The sequence below is a fragment of the Streptomyces sp. NPDC059248 genome (assembly GCF_042753905.1).
Lineage (GTDB): Bacteria > Actinomycetota > Actinomycetes > Streptomycetales > Streptomycetaceae > Streptomyces.
The window spans coordinates 1-22,562 of the sequence record NZ_JBHYZV010000058.1; the positions used below are offsets into that span (position 1 = coordinate 1).

Here is a 22,562-nt window from a genome sequence, read left to right on the forward strand (position 1 = left end):
GCGCAGTGCGGTCGTCGCACACTCGCCCGATCAGCCACAGCACAACGCCGGGAGGCTGGGACGGACCCTGGTACCGCGTCCACACAGAGCAGATCGAGGCCGCGTTCCCGCCCCCGCTCCCGCCGCCGCCCCGGCCCCGGCGCCCGGGGCCCGTCCGGCGCCCGGGGTCGACAAGCGCCGGATCCTGCTGTTCCTCTCGGGCGTCGTCGGGGCGCTCGTCCTGGTCGCCGCCGCGGTCCTCTTCACCGACCTCGGCGGTACGGGCGACGGCGACGACACCGGGCGCGACCGTACGGAGACGGTGGCCAAGGTCCCGCCCACCTCATCCGGCGCGAGCACCGGTACGGGTACGGGTACCGGTTCCGGCCCTGGAACCTCCCCCGGCCCGTCCGCGCCGCCCGCGGGCGTCAAGTGCACCGGTACCGCGTGCAACGGCAAGAATCCGGAGGCGATGGGCTGCGGCGCCGGTCTCGCCCGTACGGTCTCCCAGGCGACCGTCGGCAAGGCCCGGATCGAGGTCCGCTTCAGCCAGGTCTGCCAGGCGGCCTGGGCCCGGCTCGTGGACGCCTCCACCGGCGACTCCGTCCGCATCAGCGTCGGCGGCAAGGGCGTTCAGCGGGGCACGGTCAACGGGGAGAGCGACGCCTACACCCCGATGACGGCGGCCGGCAAGGGCTCCGACGCCAAGGCGTGCGCCGAGCTGACGAACGGCACCACGGCCTGCACGGTGGTGCAGTGAGCAAGGCAACGAGGGGCCGAACGACCACGGCGGCCCGGGTCGGATAGCCTGACGCCGAGAAATCTCTTCACATCAAGATTCGTGAGAAGCGGTTCACGGGGACCCCCGGTCCCCCGGCGCCGCCGACCCGGAGAGCGATGCGGGGAGAGATCCGACCCAGGGGCAGGGACCCCCACCGCCAGCTGTCTTACGGAGATCGCCATGACCCGCACTCCCGTCAACGTCACCGTGACCGGCGCGGCCGGCCAGATCGGCTACGCGCTGCTGTTCCGCATCGCCTCCGGCCACCTGCTCGGCCCGGACGTGCCGGTCAAGCTGCGCCTTCTCGAGATCACCCCGGCCCTCGGCGCCGCCCAGGGCACCGCGATGGAGCTGGACGACTGCGCGTTCCCGCTGCTGCGCGGCATCGACATCACCGACGACCCGAACGTCGCCTTCGACGGTGCCAACGTCGCCCTCCTGGTCGGCGCCCGCCCCCGGACCAAGGGCATGGAGCGGGGCGACCTGCTGGAGGCCAACGGCGGCATCTTCAAGCCGCAGGGCAAGGCCATCAACGACCACGCCGCGGACGACATCAAGGTCCTCGTGGTGGGCAACCCGGCCAACACCAACGCGCTGATCGCCCAGGCCGCGGCGCCGGACGTACCGGCCGACCGGTTCACCGCGATGACCCGCCTCGACCACAACCGGGCGATCTCCCAGCTCGCGGCGAAGACGGGCGCCACGGTCTCCGACATCAAGCGCCTGACGATCTGGGGCAACCACTCGGCCACCCAGTACCCGGACATCTTCCACGCGGAGATCGCGGGCAAGAACGCCGCTGAGGTCGTCGACGACGAGAAGTGGCTCGCGGACACCTTCATCCCGACCGTCGCCAAGCGCGGCGCGGCGATCATCGAGGCCCGCGGCGCGTCCTCGGCGGCGTCGGCGGCGAACGCGGCGATCGACCACGTCCACACCTGGGTCAACGGCACCGCCGACGGCGACTGGACCTCCATGGGCATCCCGTCGGACGGCTCGTACGGCGTCCCGGAGGGCCTGATCTCCTCCTTCCCGGTCACCACCAAGGACGGGAAGTACGAGATCGTGCAGGGTCTGGAGATCAACGAGTTCTCCCGTACCCGGATCGACGCCTCGGTCCAGGAGCTGGCGGAGGAGCGCGACGCGGTCCGCGCCCTCGGCCTCCTCTGAGCCGTACGGCAGCACGCGACGGACCCCGGGTCCGGCCCCGGTCATGGGGCCGGACCCGGGGTCCGTCGTACTCCGCGTGCGAGGGCGGCTGCCGGGGCACGCGAGCCCGGCAAGATCCACAAGAGACGGCCTACGCCCCGTACCCTTCCGGCGCCGGGACCGCGTCCTCCGCCGCGCGGCTGGTGGACTCCCAGGCGCGCCAGGTCTCCAGACGTGCCTCCGTCGTGGTCATCGCGACGTCGAAGGCGAGGCTGCCCAGCAGCAGCCGGAGCGGCGGGTCGTCGTCGGCGACCAGCTTCAGCACGGCATCGGCGGCGAGTTCGGGGAGGCTGTCCTTGGAACCCTCGGCGAACTGCCGCTGGAGGTCGGCCCGCAGACCGGCATAGGCGTCCAGCGGCTCCGTCATGGTCAGACCCTTGGTGTACAGGCCGGTCCAGTAGCCGCCGGGCTCGACGATGGTCACCTTGACGCCGAATCGCCCGGCCTCCGCCGCGAGCGATTCGCTCAGCCCCTCCAGCGCGAACTTGCTGGCGCTGTAGAGGCCGGTGAGGGGGAAGCCGCCGAGGGCGCCGATGCTGGAGATCTGCAGGATATGGCCGGAGCCCTGGTCGCGCAGCCGGGGGAGGACGGCCTGGCCGACCCAGAGCGCGCCGAAGAAGTTGGTGTCCAGCTGGGCGCGGGCCTGCTCCTCGGTGAACTCCTCGATCATGCCCATGGCCATGTAGCCCGCGTTGTTGACGACCACGTCGAGCCGTCCGAAGTGGGCGAAGGCCCGGTCGACCGCGGTGAAGACGGCCGCGCGGTCGGTGACGTCAAGGGGGAGGGCGAGCAGCCGCTCGCCGTGGACGGCGGTCAGCTCGTCGAGCGGTCCGGTGTCGCGGGCCGCGGCGACGACGCGGTCGCCCGCGGCCAGGGCCGCCTCGGCGAAGGCCCGGCCCAGGCCGCGGCTGGCGCCGGTGATGAACCAGACGCGGTCGGGTGAGGTGGTCACACGGGCTCCTTCGGTTACCTGGGGTACGACTCACTTGCGAGACGGAGCGTCTCGTTGTCGTGGTGATGACTTTAGAGGGTCGGCACGGAGATTGCAAGACGGTTCGTCTCGTCTCGTTTGCCGGGGAAGTGGGGGACTCGGCGCCGTCCGGGGTGAAAGTTCTTTCATGAAGCCGGGGCGCCGTTCGTGCGGCTCCGCCCCCTCAGTCCCCGGTCAGGGCCCGGACGTGCCGTACCCGGGTGGGGCATAAGGGATATGCGAATCACGGTGTAAAGGTCCAGACCTATTGACGGGTTGGTCTAGTCCTCTTAATGTCTCGTTCACCTCTGCGGATCCGACCCCGGGAGCAGCACGAAAGCCCGGGGTCAACGAGCCCACCCCCCAAGCGAGTTGCGCTGGCCGAACACCCTGCGTCCCGTGACGGACGCGGGCCCCCCACCTGGAGGATCCGAACGTGCTGTCCCCCCGACGAACGAGAGCGACGCTGTTCGCCGCCGGCGCCGCCGCCGTCGGCGCGCTGCTGGCGACGACGCTCTCGTCAGGCGTGTCTCAGGCCGCCTCACCTCAGTCGACGTGTCGCCCCGACGGGCTGTACACGACCCCGGGCGTCGACGTCCCGTACTGCTCCGTGTACGACGCCGAAGGCCGCGAGAAGATGGGCGCCGACCACCAGCGCCGCATCATCGGTTATTTCGCCAACTGGCGTACCGGCAAGGACGGCAGGCCCGCCTACCTCGCCAACAACATTCCGTGGGACAAGATCACCCACATCAACTACGCGTTCGCCGGTATCGACGCCGCCAACAAGATCACCGTTGGCGCCGACACCGCGGACAACCCCAACACCGGGATGACCTGGCCGGGCGTCGCCGGGGCCGAGATGGACCCGACGCTCCCGTACAAGGGCCACTTCAACCTGCTCAACAAGTTCAAGAAGGCGCACCCGGACGTCAAGACGCTGATCTCGGTCGGCGGCTGGACGGACAGCGGTGGCTTCTACAAGACCACGACGAACGCCGACGGCTCGGTGAACACGGCGGGCATCAACGCCTTCGCCGACTCCTCCGTCGAGTTCATCCGCAAGTACGGGTTCAACGGCGTCGACATCGACTACGAGTACCCGACCTCGATGAAGGACGCGGGCAACCCGGCCGACTGGCCGATGGCCAACGCCCGCCGCGCCGGGCTCAACAAGAGCTACAGCGTCCTGATGAAGACCCTGCGGGAGAAGCTGGACCGGGCCAGCGCCGCCGACGGCAAGCACTATCTGCTGACCGTCGCCGCGCCGTCCTCCGGCTATCTGCTGCGCGGCATGGAGACGTTCGAGACCACGAAGTACCTCGACTACCTCAACATCATGTCGTACGACCTCCACGGCACGTGGAACGAGCACGTGGGTCCGAACGCCGCGCTCTACGACGACGGCAAGGACACCGAGCTGGCGCCGATCTACAACACCTCGCAGTACGGCGGGATCGGCTACCTCAACACGGACTGGGCGTACCACTACTTCCGCGGTTCGATGCCGGCCGGCCGGATCAATATCGGTGTGCCGACCTACACCCGCGGCTGGAAGAACGTCCAGGGCGGTACCGACGGACTGTGGGGCAAGTCGGTCGCGAACACCTGTCCGCCCGGCTCCGGTCTGACCAAGTGCGGTGACGGTGCCGTCGGCATCGACAACGTCTGGCACGACAAGGACACCAACGGCCAGGAGTCCCCGGCGGGCTTCAACCCGATGTGGCACGCCAAGAACCTGGAGAAGGGGATCGTCCCCGACTACCTGCCCAAGTTCGGTCTGCCCGCGGACACCAAGCTGACCGGCACCTACGTCCGCAAGTACGACTCGACCCTGGTCGCGCCGTGGCTGTGGAACGCGCAGAAGAAGGTCTTCATCTCCACCGAGGACGAGCAGTCCATGGGTGCGAAGGCCGACTACGTGGTCAACAACGGCCTCGGCGGCACCATGATCTGGGAGCTGGCGGGCGACTACGACTACAACACCGCCAAGGGCCAGTACGAGCCCGGCTCGTCGCTGATCTCCCTGATGTACAACAAGTACAAGGCGGCCGCGCCGTACGGGGCGAAGAAGTCCAACATCGCCCTGCCGACCGAGGCGATCAAGGTCGGTGTCGAGTTCAACCAGTTCGCGCTGGGTGACAGCAACTACCCGATCAGCCCGAAGCTGAAGATCACCAACAACACCACGGCGACCCTGCCCGGCGGTACGGAGTTCCAGTTCGACTACGCGACCTCCGCGCCGAACAACGCCAAGGACCAGTCCGGCTTCGGCGCGACGATCGTCCGCAGCGACCACACGGGTCCGAACGTCGGTGGCCTGAAGGGCGACTTCCACCGGATGTCGCTGAAGCTCCCGGCCTGGCAGTCGGTGGCTCCTGGGGCCTCGGTCGAGCTGGACTTCGTCTACTACCTGCCGACCTCGACCCCGTCGAACTGGACGGTCACCTTCGGTGGCAAGTCCTACTCCATCGCCGGTGACCTGGCCCGCGGTACGACGATCGTCGAGCCCGGCGGCGGAACCACCAACGGTGGCACCAACACCGGCGCGAACAACGGCGCCAACAACGGTGGCACCAACACCGGTGCCAACAACGGCGCGAACAACGGTGGCACCAACACCGGCGGTGTCTGCACCTCGCCGCCGTGGGACCGGAACACCGAGTACCCCACCGGGACGCAGGTCTCCCACCAGGGCAAGAACTGGAAGTCCAAGTGGTGGACGAAGGGCGAGGAGCCCGGGACCACCGGCCAGTGGGGCGTCTGGCAGGACCTCGGCCCCTGCTGATCCGCCGCTCCTGACGGTCCGCGCCGTACCACCGGTAGCGGCGCGGACCGGCAACCGGCACATCGCGACCGAACACCACAACTGAACAGCATCCGATGACAACCCGGCGGCGCAGTCCCTGACCCTGCGCCGCCGGGTTCTTCGTATGCGCGGGAGAGCGGGCCGGTGGACGGGCGGGAGAGCGGGCCGGTGGACGGGCCGGAGGGCGGGCGGGGCGGTGGCGAGCACGGCGCGGACCGGTTGCCGAACGGTGCGGGGGATGTCAATGAAGTCCGCACGGAAGGTCAAGTAACCCCCGGCGCGGGCCCGTAGATTCGACTTCTGAACGGGTGCCCCTGTTCACCGGGGAACACTGTCGGCCCTCCCGGCTATTCGCCGGCCGGGTTCCGGCCGCGGTCGCCCCGGCTCGCACCGTCCTCCGCCGCCCGCGTTCGGCGGAGGACGGGCCGCGTTCGGGGGGATCGGCTCAGTCCCCGCGGACGGGGAAGGGGAACATCCCCGGCTCGTAGTGGCCGGGCGCCATCCGTGCCGTGAGGGACAGGCGGTTCCACATATTGATGAGGTTGATCGCCGCGATCACCCCGGTCAGCTCGGCGGGCTCCAGCTCCTTCGCCGCCCGCTCGACGACGTCGTCGGGGACGGAACCCTCCGTCGGTACGGTGATCGCCTCCGTCAGATCGAGGGCGGCGACCTCCTTCGCCGAGTAGAAGTGGCGCGACTCCCGCCAGGCCGGGAGCTGGACGATCCGCTCCACGGTCTCGCCCGCCGCCAGCGCGTCCTTGGTGTGCATATCGATACAGAACGCACAGCGGTTGATCTGCGACGCGCGGATCTTCACCAGCTCGTGCAGGACCGGGTCGACCACCTTGTGGACGGCCCGGTCCAGCTGGTTCATCGCCCGGTGGACGCCCGAGTCGAGCGCGCCGAGGTCGATACGAGGGGGTTGCTCGGGTAACCGGTCGGGGGCCCGTCCGGCCGCCGGTGCTTGTGCCGGTGCCGGTGCCGTGGCCGCCCGGTCGCCGTTGTCGGATGTCGTCATAGCGGGGAATCTAATGCCGGGCCCCCGGGCCGCACCCCGATGGATTCAGCCGTTTTCGGCAGTGTTCCGCCGGATTCCATCGGATTCGGCCGGGCTTAGTCGGTCTCGGTCGGTCTCAGGTGGCGAGGACCGCCCGCAACTGGTCCAGGCCCCAGTCCAGATCCTCCTTGGTGATCACCAGGGGCGGGGCGATCCGGATCGTCGAGCCATGGGTGTCCTTCACCAGCACCCCGCGTTCCATCATCCGCTCGGAGATCGCCCGGCCCGTGCCGTACGCGGGGGAGATGTCGACGCCCGCCCAGAGTCCGCGGCCGCGGACCGCCTCCACGGCGCCGCCGCCGGTGAGCACGCCCAGCTCGCGGTGGAGGTGCTCGCCCAGCTCGGTGGCCCGCTGCTGGTACTCGCCGGTGCGGAGCATGCCGATCACCTCCAGCGCCACCGCGCACGCCAGCGGATTGCCGCCGAACGTCGAACCGTGCTCGCCCGGCCGGAACACCCCGAGCACCTCCCGCGACGACACCACCGCCGACACCGGGACGATCCCGCCGCCCAGCGCCTTGCCGAGGATGTACATATCGGGGACGACGCCCTCGTGTTCACAGGCGAAGGTCCGGCCGGTCCGGCCGAGACCGGACTGGATCTCATCGGCCAGGAAGAGGATGTTCCGCTCCTCGGTCAGCCGCCGTACCTCCGCGAGATAGCCCCGCGGCGGGACCAGCACCCCGGCCTCGCCCTGGATCGGCTCCAGCAGTACGGCGACGGTGTTCTCCGTCAGGGCCGCCGCCATCGCCGTGGGGTCCCCGTAGGGCACGATCTCGAAGCCGGGGGTGTACGGGCCGTAGTCCTCCCGGGCCTCGGGGTCGGTCGAGAAGCTGATCACCGTTGTGGTCCGGCCGTGGAAGTTGTTCGCGGCGACCACGATCTTGGCCATATTGTCCGGGACGCCCTTGATCCGGTAGCCCCATTTCCGGGCGGTCTTCACGGCGGTCTCCACGGCCTCCGCGCCCGTGTTCATCGGCAGGACCATCTCCATGCCGCACAGCTCCGCGAGGCCGGTGCAGAAGTCGGCGAACCGGTCGTGGTGGAACGCCCTGGAGGTGAGGGTGACCCGCTCCAGCTGGGCCTTGGCCGCCGCGATCAGCCGGCGGTTGCCGTGGCCGAAGTTCAGGGCCGAGTAGCCGGCCAGGAGGTCGAGATAGCGGCGGCCCTCGACATCGGTCAGCCAGGAGCCCTCCGCCGTCGCCACGACGACGGGCAGGGGGTGGTAGTTGTGCGCGCTGTAGGCCTCCGCGGTGGCGATGGCGCGTTCCGAAGCAGTCACGGGGTCTCCGTTCTCGTGGCGAGCCGGACGGACGTCACTTCCGGTGGGGCGGGATCGCCGCCCCTCTTCCTATCGTCACTCGCCGACCGGACCGGGAAACCTTCAGCCGGGCCGGGCCTTCCCCGGGCCGGATCCCGCCCCGGGCCGCCCCTGGCCGTCCCCGGCCGTCACCGCCCTGGCCGCCCCCGGTCGCCCCGGCCGTCACCGCACCGGGCGCACGCCCGGCCGTCCCCGCGCCGGGCAGCTCCCCGCCGTGATCCCGTGGCATAGGGTTGGCGGTACGCGCGGCGACTGGCGTACGGGGAGATCACCCCGAGGGAGCCGCGTGCCGCAGGAGCACACGAGGTGCCGCCCGCCTGGGTACCCCGGACCACTCGTGAGCCCGGAGGACACCATGACTCTCCCCCTGCCCCATCCCGCACTGGCCGCCACCGACCCCGAGATCGCGGGGCTCGTCGCCGACGAGGAACGGCTCCAGGCCGTGACCCTGCGGATGATCCCCAGTGAGAACTATGTCTCCGGGGCCGTACTGGAAGCCTCCGGCACGGTCCTTCAGAACAAGTACAGCGAAGGCTACGCGGGCCGTCGCTACTACGAGGGCCAGCAGGTCATCGACCAGGTCGAGCGGCTGGCCGTGGCCCGCGCCAAGGCCGTCTTCGGCGTCGAGCACGCCAATGTCCAGCCCTACTCCGGCTCCCCGGCCAATCTCGCCGTCTATCTCGCCTTCGCCCGCCCCGGCGACACGGTCATGGGCATGGCCCTGCCGATGGGCGGCCATCTCACCCACGGCTGGGGTGTCTCGGCGACCGGCAGCTGGTTCCACGGGGTGCGGTACGGGGTCCGCCGGGACACCGGGCTGATCGACTTCGACGAGGTGCGGGAGATCGCCCTCAAGGAGCGACCGAAGATCATCTTCTGTGGTGGTACGGCCCTGCCCCGGACCATCGACTTCGCCGCCTTCGCCGAGATCGCCCGGGAGTCCGGGGCGGTGCTCGTCGCCGATATCGCCCATATCGCGGGGCTGATCGCGGGTGGCGCGCACCCCTCGCCCGTACCCCACGCCGATGTGATCTCCACGACCACCCACAAGACCCTCAGGGGTCCGCGCGGGGCGATGCTGATGTCCCGCGAGGAGCACGCCAAGGCCATCGACAAGGCCGTCTTCCCCGGTTTGCAGGGCGGCCCCCACAACCAGACCACCGCCGCGATCGCCGTCGCCCTCCACGAGGCCGCCCGGCCCTCCTTCCGCGACTACGCCCACGCGGTCGTCGCCAATGCCCGCACCCTCGCGGACGCCCTGCTGGCCAAGGGCTTCGACCTGGTCTCCGGCGGGACCGACAACCATCTGATCCTGATGGACCTGACCGGCAGGGACGTCCCCGGCAAGATCGCGGCGAAGGCCCTCGACCGGGCGGGGATCGTCGTCAACTACAACACCGTCCCCTATGACCCGAGGAAGCCCTTCGACCCCTCCGGTATCCGGATCGGCACCCCGTCCCTCACCTCCCGCGGGCTGGGTACCGAGCACATGGCGACGGTCGCCGACTGGATCGACCGGGGGGTGACCGCCGCCCGGACCGGTGACGAGGCCGCGCTCACGGCGATCCGGGCCGAGGTCGCGGAGCTGATGTCCGCCTACCCCGCACCGGGCCTCCCCACCTGACGGTCCGGCCCGGCCGGCCGCGCGGTGTCCCGCGTCCCCTCCCGTACGCGTCCCCTCCCGTACGGTCACGCCCTTTCCCGCACCGGCGGCCCGAGATCGGTTCCGCACCTGAGAGAATGAGGACCATGGCATCCGTCCGACCTCGCGCCCTGTCCGGGATCCAGCCCACCGCGGGCTCGTTCCATCTCGGGAACTACCTCGGGGCGATCCGCCAGTACGTGGCGCTGCAAGAGACCCATGACGCCTTCTACATGGTCGTCGACCTGCACGCGATCACCGTTCCGCAGGACCCCGCCGAGCTGCGCGCCAATACCCGCCTCGCGGTGGCCCAGCTCCTCGCGGCCGGTCTCGACCCGGATCGCTGCACCCTCTTCGTCCAGAGCCACGTCCCGGAGCACGCCCAGCTCGGCTGGGTGATGAACTGCCTGACGGGCTTCGGCGAGGCGTCGCGGATGACCCAGTTCAAGGACAAGTCCGCCAAGCAGGGTGCCGACCGGGCCACGGTCGGCCTGTTCACGTACCCGATCCTCCAGGTCGCGGACATCCTCCTCTACCAGGCGGACTCCGTCCCGGTCGGCGAGGACCAGCGCCAGCACATCGAGCTGACCCGCGATCTCGCCGAGCGCTTCAACACTCGTTTCGGCGACACCTTCACGATCCCCGCGCCGCACATCGTCAAGGAGGTCGCCAAGATCTACGACCTCCAGGACCCGTCGATCAAGATGAGCAAGTCGGCCTCCACGCCCAAGGGCCTGGTCAATCTGCTCGACGAGCCCAAGGTCACCGCGAAGAAGATCAAGAGCGCGGTCACCGACACCGGGACGGTCGTCGGCTACGACCCGGTCGAGAAGGCCGGGATCAGCAATCTGCTGACCATCTACGCCACCCTCACCGGCCGGTCGATCCCCGAGCTGGAGAAGGAGTACGAGGGCCGGATGTACGGGGCCCTGAAGACCGATCTCGCCGAGATCGTCGTGGACTTCGTCACGCCGTTCCGGGAGCGTACCCAGGCATATCTGGACGATCCGGAATCACTGGACGCGATCCTCGCCAAGGGCGCGGAGAAGGCCCGCGCCGTCGCCGCCGAGTCGCTCGCGACGGCCTACGACCGGATCGGCCTGCTGCCCGCCAAGCACTGAGGACACCGCCGTCCGGGGCGGTGTCCGGGGCCGCTTCCGGCCGTCGGAACCCCGCTCCGGGCGGCTGCGCCGAGCAGTCGCGGATCGCTTTCGTGGTCCGTTCGAACCAATTGATGGTGTGTTCTGCGTCTCTGGCCCATCCGCCGCCCACCGGCCACACTGGCGACGGGCGGCCCACGGGTCGCGCCGAACCGCACCGCACCGCACCACACGACCGCACCGCACCGCATGACCACAGGCACGACCACAGGCACCAGTACGCAGTACGCATCACGCGGCGAAAGCCGGCGGCAGTCACGACGCGATGGACGGGAGAAAGACGTGGGGACCGTAACGCTCGGCGTTTCGATCGCGGTCCCGGAGCCTCACGGCAGCTTCCTCCAGGAGCGGCGTGCGGCCTTCGGCGACCCCGTCGCGCACTGCATTCCCACCCATGTCACGCTCCTGCCGCCGACCGTGGTCGACCGGGAGCTGCTCCCGTCCGTGGACGCGTATCTGCGCGAGGTCGCCGCCGTCGGCCGGCCGTTCGTGATGCGGCTCGCGGGTACGGGAACGTTCCGTCCCGTCTCCCCGGTCGTCTTCGTCAAGGTCGTCGCGGGCGCCGCCGCCTGTGCCCGGCTCCAGGAGCGGGTCCGGGGCGGCTCCGGGCCGCTCGCCCGTGAGCTGCAGTTCCCGTACCACCCGCATGTCACGGTCGCCCACGCGATCGACGAGGCGGCCATGGACCGGGCATATACGGAGCTGGCCGCCTTCGAGGCGTCGTGGACCTGCGGTTCGTTCGCCCTGTACGAGCAGGGGGCGGACGGGGTCTGGCGGAAGCTGCGGGCGTACGCCTTCGGGAGCGGACTCGGGGCCGTACCGGCACAGGGCACCCCTGTCGACGACCGCGCCGAGCCCGCCTCACCCGCCACGACGACCTGAGAAGCGCGTCATCGGGGCCGTCATCGGACCGGCTCTCGGGCTGTTATCGGACCGGCCATCGGACCGGCCATCAGACCGGGAGCCTGCGGAACAGCGGTCGGGGTACGTGCCGCAGCGCCGCCATCACCAGCCGCAGCGCACCCGGCACCCACACCACTTCCGCCCGGCGCCGCAGCCCCTGCTCGACGGCGAGCGCGACCGCCTCGGGTGTGGTCGACAGCGGTACGTCCGGCAGCCCGGCGGTCATCCTCGTCCGGACGAACCCGGGCCTGACCACCATCACCTGCGCCCCCGTGCCGTGCAGCGCGTCCCCGAGCCCCTGGGCGAAGGCGTCGAGCCCGGCCTTGCTGGAGCCGTAGATGAAGTTGCTGCGCCGGGCGCGCTCCCCGGCGACCGACGAGAGCACCACCAGCGATCCGTGCCCCTGGTTCTGGAGGGCCGTCGCGCAGAGCAGCCCGGCGGAGACGGCCCCCGTGTAGTTGGTCTGGGCGACGCGTACGGCGGCGGCCGGGTCGCCCTCGTCGTTCGCCTGGTCGCCGAGCACCCCGAAGGCGAGCAGCACCAGATCGAGGTCGCCCTCCGCGAACACCTTGCCGATGACCTCCTCGTGCGCGGCGGGGTCGAGCGCGTCGAAGGCGACCGTACGGACATCGGCGCCCAGGGCGCGCAGCCCGTCCGCCGCCGCGTCGAGATCGGACGAGGGACGGCCCGCGAGCCAGACGGTACGGGTCCTGCGGGCGATCATCCGCCGGGCGACGGCCAGTCCGATCTCCGACGTACCGCCGAGGACGAGGAGGGACTGCGGGGCGCCGAAGGCGTCTTTCATCGGGGGTGCTCCTTCAGATCGATGGCCGGGGCCGGATACGGGGCCGGATACGGGCCGGGTGCGGGTGCCGGATACGGGGCCGGGTGCAGGGGGCGGGGTCAGAGCGCGAGTCGGCGCGCCAGGTCGGAGGTGAAGACCCGGTCGGCGCCGGTACGGGCCCGTAGCTCGCGGAAGTCGTCGAGCCTCGGGTACATCGCGGCGAGCAGATCGGGCCGGAGCCGGGAGTCCTTGGCCAGATAGACCCGGCCGCCCGCCGACACCACCTCCTCGTCCAGTTCGTCCAGGAAGGCCCCGAGGCCGGGCAGGCCCGCCGGGATGTCCAGCGCCAGCGTCCAGCCGGGCACCGGGAACGACAGCCAGCCGGGGTCGCCCGCGCCGAACCGCTTCAGGACGGCGAGGAACGAAGGACAGCCCCGCCGTGAGATCCGCCGGACGACCCGGCGCAGGGTCTCCTCCCGGCCGTGCCCGACGACGAACTGGTACTGGACGAAGCCGTCGCGGCCGTAGATCCGGTTCCAGTGGGGCACCCCGTCCAGCGGGTGGAAGAAGGACGTCAGCCGCTGGAGCCTGCCGCTGCCCGCGCGGGGCGACACCCGGTACCAGAACTCGTTGAACAGACCGACCGTGGCCCGGTTCAGCAGACCCGGCGGTACCAGGGCGGGGGAGGGGGCGGCGGGCAGTGCGCCGGGGCGGAACGCGAGCGGGGCGCGCCGGGCGCGGGCGGGGAGCGCGTCGAGGGGCGCGTGCTCGCCGCGGGTGATCACGGAGCGGCCGGTGGCCCGGCCGCGCGCGAGCAGATCGATCCAGGCGACGGAGTAGCGGTGCCGTTCGCCGTCGGCGGCCAGCCGGGCGAGCACGTCGTCGAGGTCGGTGGCGCGTTCGGTGTCGACGAGCATGTACGAGGTCTCGACGCGGTGCAGCCGTACGGCGGCGGTGAGCACGATCCCCGTCAGGCCCATGCCGCCCGCGGTCGCGTCGAAGAGCTCCGTGCCCGGTGTGACGGTCCGTACGGTTCCGTCGGCGGTCAGCAGGTCGAAGGCGTCGACGTGCCGGGTAAAGGCGCCGCTGACGTGGTGGTTCTTACCGTGGATATCGGCGCCGACCGCCCCGCCGACGGTGACGTAGCGGGTGCCGGGGGAGACCGGGACGAACCAGCCCAGCGGCAGCAGGACCTCCATCAGCCGGTGCAGGCTGACCCCGGCGTCGCAGACGACGGTCCCGGCGGTCGCGTCGATGGAGTGGATCCGGTCCAGGCCCGTCATATCGAGGACGCAGCCGCCCGCGTTCTGCGCCGCGTCCCCGTAGGCGCGGCCGAGTCCCCGGGCGATCCCGCCGCGCGCGCCCCACTCCCGTACGGCCGCCGCGGTTTGTTCCGGGGTCCGGGGGCGCCGGACGTACGCCGTCGTCGGCGCGGTACGGCCCCAGCCGGTGACGGACACGAACGGATCATCGGCGTCGGCGACGGGGGTGGTACGGATGTCGGCAACCATAATCGCGACCGTATAGCCGCTTATGCCCACATTTTTGGAGTGCCTCGGGGACTCGCCGAAACGGGTGATTAAAGGAGTGTCATCTGAGCGTGACGTGAAAGTCGGCGCACGGCCCAGAAGAGTCCCCCGTGCCTGCTGCGGCTCATGGGACGGAAACGGTGCCGGAAGCGGCGACGGACGGTGCCGGGAAGGGGCGGTGGAGATGGGAAACGTGGACCGTACGGAGCGACTGGGGGATGAACCCGGGCACGAACCGGGGCACGAACCGGGGCACGAACCCGGGCGGGCACCCGGCGGTGGCTCGGGCGCCGATCTGCGGCTGCTCGCGCTGCTGCGGGCGGGCGGCGACCACCCGGCCGTCGCCTCCGCCGCCCGCGCGCTCTCCTACTCCGGGGAGCACGCGGCACTCTGGCTGGCCGCCGGGCTGACCGGCGCCGCCGCCGACCCCGCCCGCCGCCCGGCCTGGCTCCGGGCCACCGCGGTCGTCGTGGGCGCGCATCTCACCGGAATGGCCGTCAAACGGGTGGTACGACGCCCCAGACCGCCCGGGTCCGACGGGCGCGGCGCCCTCGTCCGTACCGCCGGACACCACTCCTTCCCCAGCTGCCACGCGGCATCGGCCACGGCCGCCGCCATCGCCTTCGGCGCCCTGCTGACCCGGCCCGGCGGCCGGGATCTGCGGGCGGTCCCGGCCGCCGCCGCCACCGCGATGTGCGTGTCGAGAGTCGTCGCCGGGGTCCACTATCCGAGCGATGTCGTCGCCGGGGTCCTCATCGGCGGTCTCACGGCCCGCGCCGCCGCCCGCCGCGCCGGGAGGCCCGTGTGACGACCGAACCCCGGGCCGTCCTGCTGGAGCGTCCCGAGCCGCCCCGGCGCGGACCGGGCGCGCCCACGGATCCCACGGGACACGCGGCGCGTGCGGGGCGCGCGACGGCGGTACGGGGCGCGGCCGGACTGCTGACGGGGCTCGTCAGGACCGCGCGCCCCCGCCAGTGGGTCAAGAACGTGCTGGTCGCCGCCGCACCCGCCGCCGCGGGCGAGCTGGACGACCCGGACAACGCGGTCCGCCTGGCCGTCGTCTTCGTCCTGTTCACGGCCGCCGCGGCAGCCGTCTACCTGGTCAACGACGCCCGGGACGCCGAGGCCGACCGGGCCCACCCGGTCAAGCGCCGGCGGCCGGTCGCCGCCGGGACCGTACCCGTCTCCCTCGCGTACGCCACCGGCGCGCTGCTCGCCGCCCTCGCCGTCATCGGGGCCGTCGCGCTCTGCAACCCCATGACGGGCGCGCTGATCATCGCGTACCTCGTCATGCAACTCGCCTACTGCGTCCGGCTGAAGCATGTCCTGGTCGTCGATATGACCGTGGTGACCACCGGATTCCTGATGCGGGCGATGATCGGCGGGGTCGCGCTCGGCATCCCCCTCTCCCGCTGGTTCCTGATCACCACAGGGTTCGGCGCGCTCTTCATGGTCGCGGCCAAGCGGTACTCGGAGGCCGTGCAGATGGAGGGCGCGGAGGGCGGACGCGGCGCGGCCCGCGCGCTGCTCGGCGAGTACACCACCGGTTATCTGCGGTTCGTCTGGCAGCTCGCGGCCGGGGTCGCCGTCCTCGGGTACTGCCTGTGGGCGTTGGAGGGCGGCGGCGCGTCCGCCGGATCGGCGCTGCTGCCGTGGCGCCAGCTGTCGGTGATCGCGTTCATCCTGGCGGTGCTGCGGTACGCGGTCTTCGCCGACCGGGGCGCGGCCGGAGCACCCGAGGACGTCGTCCTGGGCGACCGGGCACTCGCCGTCATCGGGCTGGTGTGGGCGGCGATGTACGGACTGGCGGTCGCCGGGCTGTAACGGGCCCGGGGTGTGACGGGCCCGGGGTGTGACGGACGCCCCATCGGCCGGGACGGCGGTTGGCGGGGCGAGGAGGGGTACGCGTAGGCCATGGACTGGTTGAGCAGGCTTCCCGTCGTCGGGCCGTGGGTGGTCCGGCTGATGCGGACGCACCCCTGGCACACCTACGAAACGCTGGAGCGGGTGCACTGGACGCGGCTCGCCGCCGCCATCACCTTCCTCAGCTTTCTCGCGATGTTCCCGCTGATCAGCCTGGCGGTGGCGGTCGGCGCCGCGCTGTTGAGCCAGGACCGGCTGACCCGTCTTGAGGAGCGGATCGGCGACCAGGTGCCGGGCATCTCCGACCAGCTGGACATCGCGGCCCTGGCCGCCAACGCGGGGACCGTCGGACTGGTCTCCGGCGCCCTGCTGCTGCTCACCGGTATCGGCTGGGTGGGGGCGATAAGGGACTGTCTGCGGGCGGTGTGGGGGCTCGACGACCTCGATCAGGGCAATCCGATCGTCCGCAAGGCGGAGGACGCGGTCATCCTGCTGGGGCTCGGCGCCACCGCCCTCGCGTCGGTGGTCGCCTCCGCGCTCGGGTCGACAGCGGTGGGGTGGGGCGCGGACCGGCTCGGCCTCGACGGCGGCGGGTCCGAGGGTGTTCTGCTGCGGGTCGCGGCGATCGCGATCGCCGTCGCCGCCGACTTCCTGATCCTGCTCTATCTGCTGACGCTGCTCCCGGGGGTGCATCCGCCGCGCCGCCGGCTGGTGGTGGCCGGGCTGATCGGCGCCGTCGGCTTCGAGGCGCTGAAGCTGCTGATCGGCGGGTATATCCGGGAGGTCGCGGGGCGAAGTCTGTACGGGGCGTTCGGCGTCCCGGTCGCCCTGCTGCTGTGGATCAATCTGACCGCGAAGCTGCTGCTGTTCTGTGCGGCGTGGACGGCGACGCGGAAACCGGACGACGAGCCCGACCAGGAAACGGCGGCAACACCGGAACCACCGGCAACAGCGGAAGCACCGGAATCACCGGAAGCAGGAGAAGCACCGGAAGCCGGGAAAGCAGGAGAGACAGGAGAAACAGGAGAAGCAGGGGAGGAAGAACCGGAACCGGACCGGCCGTCCGGCGGCGGGACCTGACGACCCCCGCGCCGAACGGCCTTCGACGGCTCAGACCCGGTGCCTCGGCCAGCGCCGGTTCACCAGGAACACCCCGCCCGCGAGGACCACCAGCACCCCGCCCGCGATCGCGAGCGCCGTGCCCACGCCCCCCGACGACGCCCGCTCGTTCTCCGCCGACGCCGTCTTCGTACGGTCCGTCTGGGCGGAGTGCTTGTCGGGGCCCGCGCCCACCGGCGGGGTCGCCGAACGGGGCGCGACCAGTTCGCCCACCGGGGTGACCTTGCCCGCCGCCGCGAAGCCCCAGTCCAGCAGGCGCGAGGTCTCCTTGTAGACGGCCTGGCGCTCGCCGGAGTCCGGGTTCATCACGGTGACGAGCAGGACCTTGCCGTTGCGTTCGGCGACCCCGGTGAAGGTCGCGCCCGCCTGGGACGTATTGCCGTTCTTCACGCCCGCGATCCCCGCGTAGGGGGCCACTCCGTCCCCGGTCAGCAGCCGGTTCGTATTGGCGATGGCGAAGGTCTCCCGTTTGCCGTCGACCATCCGGCCGGGGAACTGGGCTTCCACCGTCGCCGCGTAGTCCCGGAAGTCCTTCTTCTGGAGCCCGCTGCGGGCGATCAGGGTGAGGTCGTACGCGGACGACACCTGACCCGGCGCGTCATAGCCGTCCGGCGAGACGACCTGGGTGTCGAGCGCCTGCAACTCCTCCGCGTGCGCCTGCATCTCCTGGACGGTCTTGTCGATGCCGCCGTTCATCGCCGCGAGCACATGGACGGCGTCGTTGCCGGAGACCAGGAAGACCCCGTTCCACAGATCGTGGGCGCTGTACGTCAGCTCCTCCTTGACGCCCACGGCGCTGCTGCCGGGCCCCACACCCTCCAGGTCCTTCCAGGTGACCTTGCGGGTGTCCGTCTTGGGCACCTTGGGCAGCAGGGTGTCCGCGAAGAGCATCTTCAGGGTGGAGGCGGGCGGCAGCCGCCAGTGCGCGTTGTTCGCGGCCAGGACGTCACCGGTCTCCGCGTCGGCCACCACCCACGACCGGGCGCTCAGCTCCTTCGGCAGCACGGGCGCCCCGGCCCCGAGCTTGACCTGCGTCCCTGGCCGTCCCAGCAGCGTGCCGCCGACCGTGGACATGGCGGCCGGGGGCGCGGGCTGCTTCGGGGCCCCCGCGTCCCGCCCCGCCGGCTTGCCGTCCGTCGCGGGCGCGGTCGCGGACGTGCTCGGGGCCGGGGTGGCGGCGACGGCGGTCCCCTCGTATGCGTACGCGTAGGCGGGGGCGGCGGCGAGCGCTGGGAGAAGCGACGCGGCGGCGGCCGTCAGGACCGTCTTTCTCAGAACAGACACGGACGAGAAATTACCTGTCGGTCGGGAAAATATGCTTGTCGGGTCGGCGAGTCGCCGGTACGGCGGCCGACCCCGGCGGCCCGCGTCCGCCCGCCGACCGGATACTGGTCCCATGAAGCTCAGCCGCCCCGTCTCCTGGTTCCTGCTCGCCTTCGGGGCGTGGAGCTGGTTCATCTGGATATCTTTCGTCAGGAATCTCTGGAAGGACGGCAGCGGTCTCGCTTTCGACGAAGCCGGTGACCCCACCGGCTACTTCTGGGTCCATCTTGTGCTCGCCGTCGTCTCGTTTCTTCTGGGGACGGTCATTGGGGTCATCGGGTTCCGGGGCGTCAGGGCGCTGCGACCGGCCGTGGACGGGCCCGCGACCGCCGTCCCGGCAGGTCACGATGGTTCCCGTGCCGCTTCTGATGCCGCTTCCGGGGACGCGGCCCGGGGGTGATCGCGGAACCCGGGCACCAGCGGCGCGGCTGACGCGTTGAGATGCCCGGAGGGGCCCCGGGGGAGACCGGGCCCCACGGGAGTTCACGAAGAACGAGGGAGCGGTCTGTGATCGTGGTCGTCCTGCTCGCGGTGGTCGCCGTGATCGCGCTGCTCGCGGCGGCGCACTGGTACATCTGGCGGAGACTCGTCCGCGATCTGACGACCAGCACACGGGCGCGGCGGATCGGCGCGGTCGTGCTGACCGTCCTGCCGCTGATCTCGGTCGCGGCCCAGTTCTCGGCCCGCTCGGGCGTCCCGTTCCGGGCCCAGCAGATCCTCGCCTGGCCGGGGTTCATGTGGCTGGCGCTGCTGCTGTATCTGGTGCTGTTCCTGGTGGCGGGAGAGGTCGTACGGTTCGTCTGGCTGCGGCTCGCCGCGCGCCGCGACACCCGGACCGGGGCGGGCACCGTCACGACGGCGCACGCCGAGACATCCGGCCCGGCCGAGATCGTTTCCGAGCCCGCGTCCGTGCTGGCCGGGACCTCCGGCGGTCCGGCCGCGCACCCGACCGAGTCTCTGGTCGAACCCAAGCTCGCGTCCCAGCCCACGCCCGACTCCGTTTCCGAGCCCGGGGCCCCGGTCCGTCCGGTCGCTCTGTCGCGGCGCATGTTCGTCTCCCGGGTCGTCGGCGGGGGAGCTGCCGCCGCCGCTGTGGGGACCGTCGGCTTCGGCACGTACGGCGTGCTCAACGGCCCGAGCCTCAAGCGGGTCACCGTTCCCCTGGCCAAGCTCCCGCGGTCGGCCCATGGCTTCCGGATCGCGGTGGTCAGCGATATCCACCTCGGGCCGATCCTGGGCCGGGCCCACACCCGGCGGATCGTCGACACGATCAACGCGGCCAATCCGGACCTGGTCGCCATCGTCGGCGACATGGTCGACGGGAACGTCGACGACCTGGGCCGTGCCGCCGAGCCGCTGACCGGTCTCGAGGCGCGCCACGGCTCGTTCTTCGTCACCGGCAACCACGAGTACTTCTCCGGCGCGCAGCAGTGGATCGACCACGTCCGGGAACTGGGCCTGCGACCGCTGGAGAACGAGCGGGTGGAGATCGCCGCGGGCTTCGACCTCGCCGGGGTGGACGACCTGGCGGGCGAGACCGAGGGCAAGGGCCCCGACTTCGACAAGGCGCTCGGCGACCGCGATCGCGGCCGTACCGCCGTCCTCCTCGCCCATCAGCCCGTCGTCGTCCACGACGCGAGGCGGCACGGGGTCGATCTCCAGCTCTCCGGGCATACGCACGGCGGCCAGCTCTGGCCCGGTGAGTATCTGGCCGCCCTGGCCAACCCCACCGTCGCCGGTCTCGAACGCTACGGAGACACCCAGCTGTACGTCACCCGGGGCGCGGGCGCCTGGGGACCCCCGGTGCGGGTGGGCGCGGACTCCGACATCACCGTGGTCCAGCTCGCGTCCCCCGAGGCGTAACCCCCTACTCCGGCCCTGCCCCCGGCCCCGGCCCCGCTTCGGACCCCGCCCCTGACCGGGACGCCCCTGACCAGGACACCTCCGGGAAAGTCACGGTGACGGTCAGCCCGTCACCGGGTGCCGTACGGACCTCCACATCCGCGCCGTGCGCGTCGGCCGCCGCCCGTACGACGGACATCCCGAGCCCGCTGCCGCCGCCCGTGCCCGTACCGGCCCGGAAGAAGCGGTCGAAGATCCGGTCGGCGTCGTGCGGGGCCATCCCGGGGCCCCGGTCCGCCACCCGCAGCCGTACCGCGCCACCGGGCCCCCGCCCCGCCTCCACCAGGACCGGGGTGTCCGCCGGGGTGTGGACCCGGGCGTTGGCCAGCAGGTTCCCCACCAGCTGACGGAGCGACGCCTCCTCCCCGAGCACCTCGGTTTCCCCGGTCGCGCGTACCGTCACCGGCCGCGACGGCTGCTGCGCCGCCAGGTCTCCGGCGGCGTCCCGGGCCAGCCGCGCCAGATCCACGGGCCCCGGCCGGACCGGTGGCCGCTGGTCCAGCCGGGCCAGCAGCAGCAGCTCCTCCACCAGCCGGGCCATCCGGTCGGTCTCCGCCTGCATCCGCGCCAGCGCCCGCGCCCGGTCCTCGGGCTCGGCCAGCATCCCCCGGTCGTACAGCTGGAGGTAGCCGCGGATCGCCGACAGCGGTGTCCGCAGCTCGTGCGAGGCGTCCGCGGCGAATCTCCGTAGCTGGGCCGCGCTGCGTTCCCGGGTCTCGAACGCGGACTCCACCTGGTGCAGCATCGCGTTCAGGGCCACCCGCAGCTGCTCGATCTCGTTGACCGGATGCCGCCCGGCCGGAACCCGCCGGGTCAGATCGCCCTCCGCGATCGCCGACGCCGTCTCCACCATGTGCTCCAGCGGGCGGACCAGGTGCTTGGTGCTCGTCAGCGTGCCCAGCGCCAGCAGGGCCAGCAGCAGCGCACCGAACGCGGCGTCGACCCGGAGCGCCTGGTGGACCACGGACCCCACGGCCTCCAGATCGGACGCCAGCAGGAGGACGGAGCCGTCCGGCAGCCGCGCGGCGACGACCCGGTACGCGTCCCCGGCCACCTCCACATCGCGCGTCGTCTCCCCCTCGGCCAGGCCCAACGGGTCCCGTACGGCCGCCGCCAGTCCCAACTGCCGGCCGGTCGGCGGATGGCGGGCGAACTCCGTTGGCCTCAGTTCGGCGTCCAGCGCCACCAGCAGGGTCTCCGGTACCGGCAGCAGGGAGCCGGGTCCCTCCGCGCCCGTCACATGCTGGAGCAGCGCCGACATCTCGTGGAACGAGTTGATCTGTTCCCGGGTCAGACCGGTGTCCTCGATGGCGTCCCGGCTCGTCAGCAGCTCACGGTCCACCCGCTCGTGCAGATAGTGCCGCATCGCCAGCAGGCTGCAGGCGATCGCGACCACCACACCGAGCAGCAGCAGCGCCAGATTGACCAGCGTCAGCTTGACGCGCAGGGACCCCTTCGCACCGCCCCGTACCCCCTTCGCCCCGCCGCGTATCCGCCTCGCGCCGCCCGGAATCCCCTTCGCCCCGCCCCGTATCCGCTTCATGCCAGCCCGTATCCGATCCCCCGGCGGGTGATGATCAACGGCGGTCCCAACGGGTCCAGTTTGCGGCGCAGATAGCTGATGTACGTCTCCACCACGGTCGACTCGACGGCGTGCTCGTACTGCCACACATGCCGCAGCAACTGCTCCTTCGGCACCACCCGCCCCGCGTTGCGCACCAGGAACCGCAGCAGCGCGTACTCCGTGGGCGTGAGCGGCACCTCCCGCCCCGCGCGACGTACGGCGAACGTCGTCTCGTCCAGCTCCAGATCCCCGTGGCACAGCGGCGGCGGCACCGGCAGGACGTCCGCGGACCGGGTGCGGCGCAGTACGGCCCCGATCCTGGCCACCACCTCGTCCACATGGAACGGCTTGGTGATGTAGTCGTCGCCGAACCGCAGCGCGCCCACGACCTCCTCGGGAGCGTCCCGGGCGGTCAGAAACAACACGGCCGTCTCCGGATGGCGTATCCGCAGCTCATGGCCGAAGGACCGGCCGTCTCCGTCCGGCAGCATCACATCCAGCAGCGCCGCGTCGGGCCGGGTCCGTTCGATCAGCAGCCGGGCCTGCCGTACGGTGCCCGCCGCCAGTACCGAGAACGCGTGGTGGCGCAGCGCGATCGAGAGGATGTCGGCGATGCCCGGCTCGTCCTCCAGAACGAGCACGGTCGC

General features: G+C 71.4%; 19 protein-coding genes. 11 read left to right on the forward strand and 8 right to left on the reverse strand.

The window, feature by feature from the left end:
* A partial coding sequence (locus ACFXG1_RS23270) for a DUF2690 domain-containing protein (RefSeq protein ID WP_384744376.1) occupies positions 1 to 739 on the forward strand: 739 nt, incomplete at its 5' end.
* A 201-nt stretch (positions 740 to 940) separates the two neighbouring features.
* Complete coding sequence (locus ACFXG1_RS23275; RefSeq protein ID WP_384723483.1) at positions 941 to 1,930, forward strand: malate dehydrogenase; 990 nt, start codon at positions 941 to 943, stop codon at positions 1,928 to 1,930.
* A gap of 130 nt (positions 1,931 to 2,060) precedes the next feature.
* Here the strand turns inward: ACFXG1_RS23275 and ACFXG1_RS23280 are convergent, their stop codons facing one another.
* Positions 2,061 to 2,921, reverse strand: a complete 861-nt coding sequence (locus tag ACFXG1_RS23280; protein WP_384707609.1) for an SDR family NAD(P)-dependent oxidoreductase — start codon at positions 2,919 to 2,921, stop codon at positions 2,061 to 2,063.
* Positions 2,922 to 3,375: 454 nt separating this feature from the next.
* Between ACFXG1_RS23280 and ACFXG1_RS23285 the strand changes: the two genes are divergently transcribed.
* The gene (locus tag ACFXG1_RS23285) at positions 3,376 to 5,727 is read left to right on the forward strand and encodes a chitinase C-terminal domain-containing protein (protein ID WP_384744379.1); all 2,352 of its coding nucleotides are present in this window, start codon (positions 3,376 to 3,378) and stop codon (positions 5,725 to 5,727) included.
* A 466-nt stretch (positions 5,728 to 6,193) separates the two neighbouring features.
* Here the strand turns inward: ACFXG1_RS23285 and ACFXG1_RS23290 are convergent, their stop codons facing one another.
* Positions 6,194 to 6,766, reverse strand: coding sequence for a carboxymuconolactone decarboxylase family protein (locus ACFXG1_RS23290; protein WP_384707615.1), 573 nt, complete (start codon positions 6,764 to 6,766; stop codon positions 6,194 to 6,196).
* A gap of 115 nt (positions 6,767 to 6,881) precedes the next feature.
* The gene (rocD, locus tag ACFXG1_RS23295) at positions 6,882 to 8,087 is read right to left on the reverse strand and encodes an ornithine--oxo-acid transaminase (protein ID WP_384744381.1); all 1,206 of its coding nucleotides are present in this window, start codon (positions 8,085 to 8,087) and stop codon (positions 6,882 to 6,884) included.
* Positions 8,088 to 8,481: 394 nt separating this feature from the next.
* Here rocD and glyA point away from each other — a divergent pair, with 394 nt between their 5' ends.
* The 3 genes from glyA (at position 8,482) to ACFXG1_RS23310 (ending at position 11,810) form a co-directional block, all read left to right on the forward strand.
* Positions 8,482 to 9,750 (forward strand): serine hydroxymethyltransferase, encoded by a 1,269-nt coding sequence (gene glyA, locus ACFXG1_RS23300; RefSeq protein WP_384707620.1) that lies wholly within the window; start codon positions 8,482 to 8,484, stop codon positions 9,748 to 9,750.
* Between the two features lie 125 nt (positions 9,751 to 9,875).
* On the forward strand, positions 9,876 to 10,889 hold the full coding sequence (trpS, locus tag ACFXG1_RS23305) for a tryptophan--tRNA ligase (RefSeq protein ID WP_384707623.1): 1,014 nt from the start codon (positions 9,876 to 9,878) through the stop codon (positions 10,887 to 10,889).
* A gap of 321 nt (positions 10,890 to 11,210) precedes the next feature.
* Positions 11,211 to 11,810 carry a 2'-5' RNA ligase family protein gene (locus ACFXG1_RS23310; RefSeq protein ID WP_384707626.1) on the forward strand — a complete coding sequence of 200 codons (600 nt, stop codon included), beginning with the start codon at positions 11,211 to 11,213 and terminating at the stop codon, positions 11,808 to 11,810.
* 70 nt (positions 11,811 to 11,880) lie between these two features.
* Here the strand turns inward: ACFXG1_RS23310 and ACFXG1_RS23315 are convergent, their stop codons facing one another.
* Positions 11,881 to 12,636, reverse strand: a complete 756-nt coding sequence (locus ACFXG1_RS23315; protein WP_384707629.1) for a decaprenylphospho-beta-D-erythro-pentofuranosid-2-ulose 2-reductase — start codon at positions 12,634 to 12,636, stop codon at positions 11,881 to 11,883.
* 98 nt (positions 12,637 to 12,734) lie between these two features.
* On the reverse strand, positions 12,735 to 14,126 hold the full coding sequence (locus ACFXG1_RS23320) for an FAD-binding protein (protein ID WP_384707632.1): 1,392 nt from the start codon (positions 14,124 to 14,126) through the stop codon (positions 12,735 to 12,737).
* A 202-nt stretch (positions 14,127 to 14,328) separates the two neighbouring features.
* Between ACFXG1_RS23320 and ACFXG1_RS23325 the strand changes: the two genes are divergently transcribed.
* From ACFXG1_RS23325 to ACFXG1_RS23335, 3 genes are all read left to right on the forward strand, one after another.
* Entirely contained in the window at positions 14,329 to 14,952 is a 624-nt protein-coding gene (locus tag ACFXG1_RS23325; RefSeq protein ID WP_384707635.1) for a phosphatase PAP2 family protein, read from the forward strand.
* Complete coding sequence (locus ACFXG1_RS23330) at positions 14,949 to 15,968, forward strand: decaprenyl-phosphate phosphoribosyltransferase (protein ID WP_384707638.1); 1,020 nt, start codon at positions 14,949 to 14,951, stop codon at positions 15,966 to 15,968. Before ACFXG1_RS23325 ends, ACFXG1_RS23330 begins: the two co-directional genes overlap by 4 nt.
* A gap of 90 nt (positions 15,969 to 16,058) precedes the next feature.
* Positions 16,059 to 17,087, forward strand: coding sequence for a YihY/virulence factor BrkB family protein (locus tag ACFXG1_RS23335; protein WP_384744386.1), 1,029 nt, complete (start codon positions 16,059 to 16,061; stop codon positions 17,085 to 17,087).
* Between the two features lie 30 nt (positions 17,088 to 17,117).
* Here the strand turns inward: ACFXG1_RS23335 and ACFXG1_RS23340 are convergent, their stop codons facing one another.
* On the reverse strand, positions 17,118 to 18,584 hold the full coding sequence (locus ACFXG1_RS23340; RefSeq protein WP_384707644.1) for a D-alanyl-D-alanine carboxypeptidase: 1,467 nt from the start codon (positions 18,582 to 18,584) through the stop codon (positions 17,118 to 17,120).
* On the opposite strand from ACFXG1_RS23340, the gene ACFXG1_RS23345 reads away from it, so the two are divergent.
* Together ACFXG1_RS23345 and ACFXG1_RS23350 are read left to right on the forward strand one after the other, a co-directional pair.
* On the forward strand, positions 18,523 to 18,849 hold the full coding sequence (locus ACFXG1_RS23345) for an SCO4848 family membrane protein (protein WP_384707648.1): 327 nt from the start codon (positions 18,523 to 18,525) through the stop codon (positions 18,847 to 18,849). The two genes, ACFXG1_RS23340 and ACFXG1_RS23345, sit on opposite strands and share 62 nt — an antisense overlap.
* A 107-nt stretch (positions 18,850 to 18,956) precedes the next feature.
* Positions 18,957 to 20,312 carry a metallophosphoesterase gene (locus ACFXG1_RS23350; RefSeq protein WP_384707651.1) on the forward strand — a complete coding sequence of 452 codons (1,356 nt, stop codon included), beginning with the start codon at positions 18,957 to 18,959 and terminating at the stop codon, positions 20,310 to 20,312.
* A gap of 4 nt (positions 20,313 to 20,316) precedes the next feature.
* On the opposite strand, the gene ACFXG1_RS23355 is transcribed toward ACFXG1_RS23350, so the two are convergent.
* Positions 20,317 to 21,894, reverse strand: coding sequence for an ATP-binding protein (locus tag ACFXG1_RS23355; RefSeq protein WP_384707654.1), 1,578 nt, complete (start codon positions 21,892 to 21,894; stop codon positions 20,317 to 20,319).
* Entirely contained in the window at positions 21,891 to 22,556 is a 666-nt protein-coding gene (locus ACFXG1_RS23360) for a response regulator transcription factor (RefSeq protein WP_384707693.1), read from the reverse strand. Before ACFXG1_RS23360 ends, ACFXG1_RS23355 begins: the two co-directional genes overlap by 4 nt.
* Positions 22,557 to 22,562: the final 6 nt, after the last annotated feature.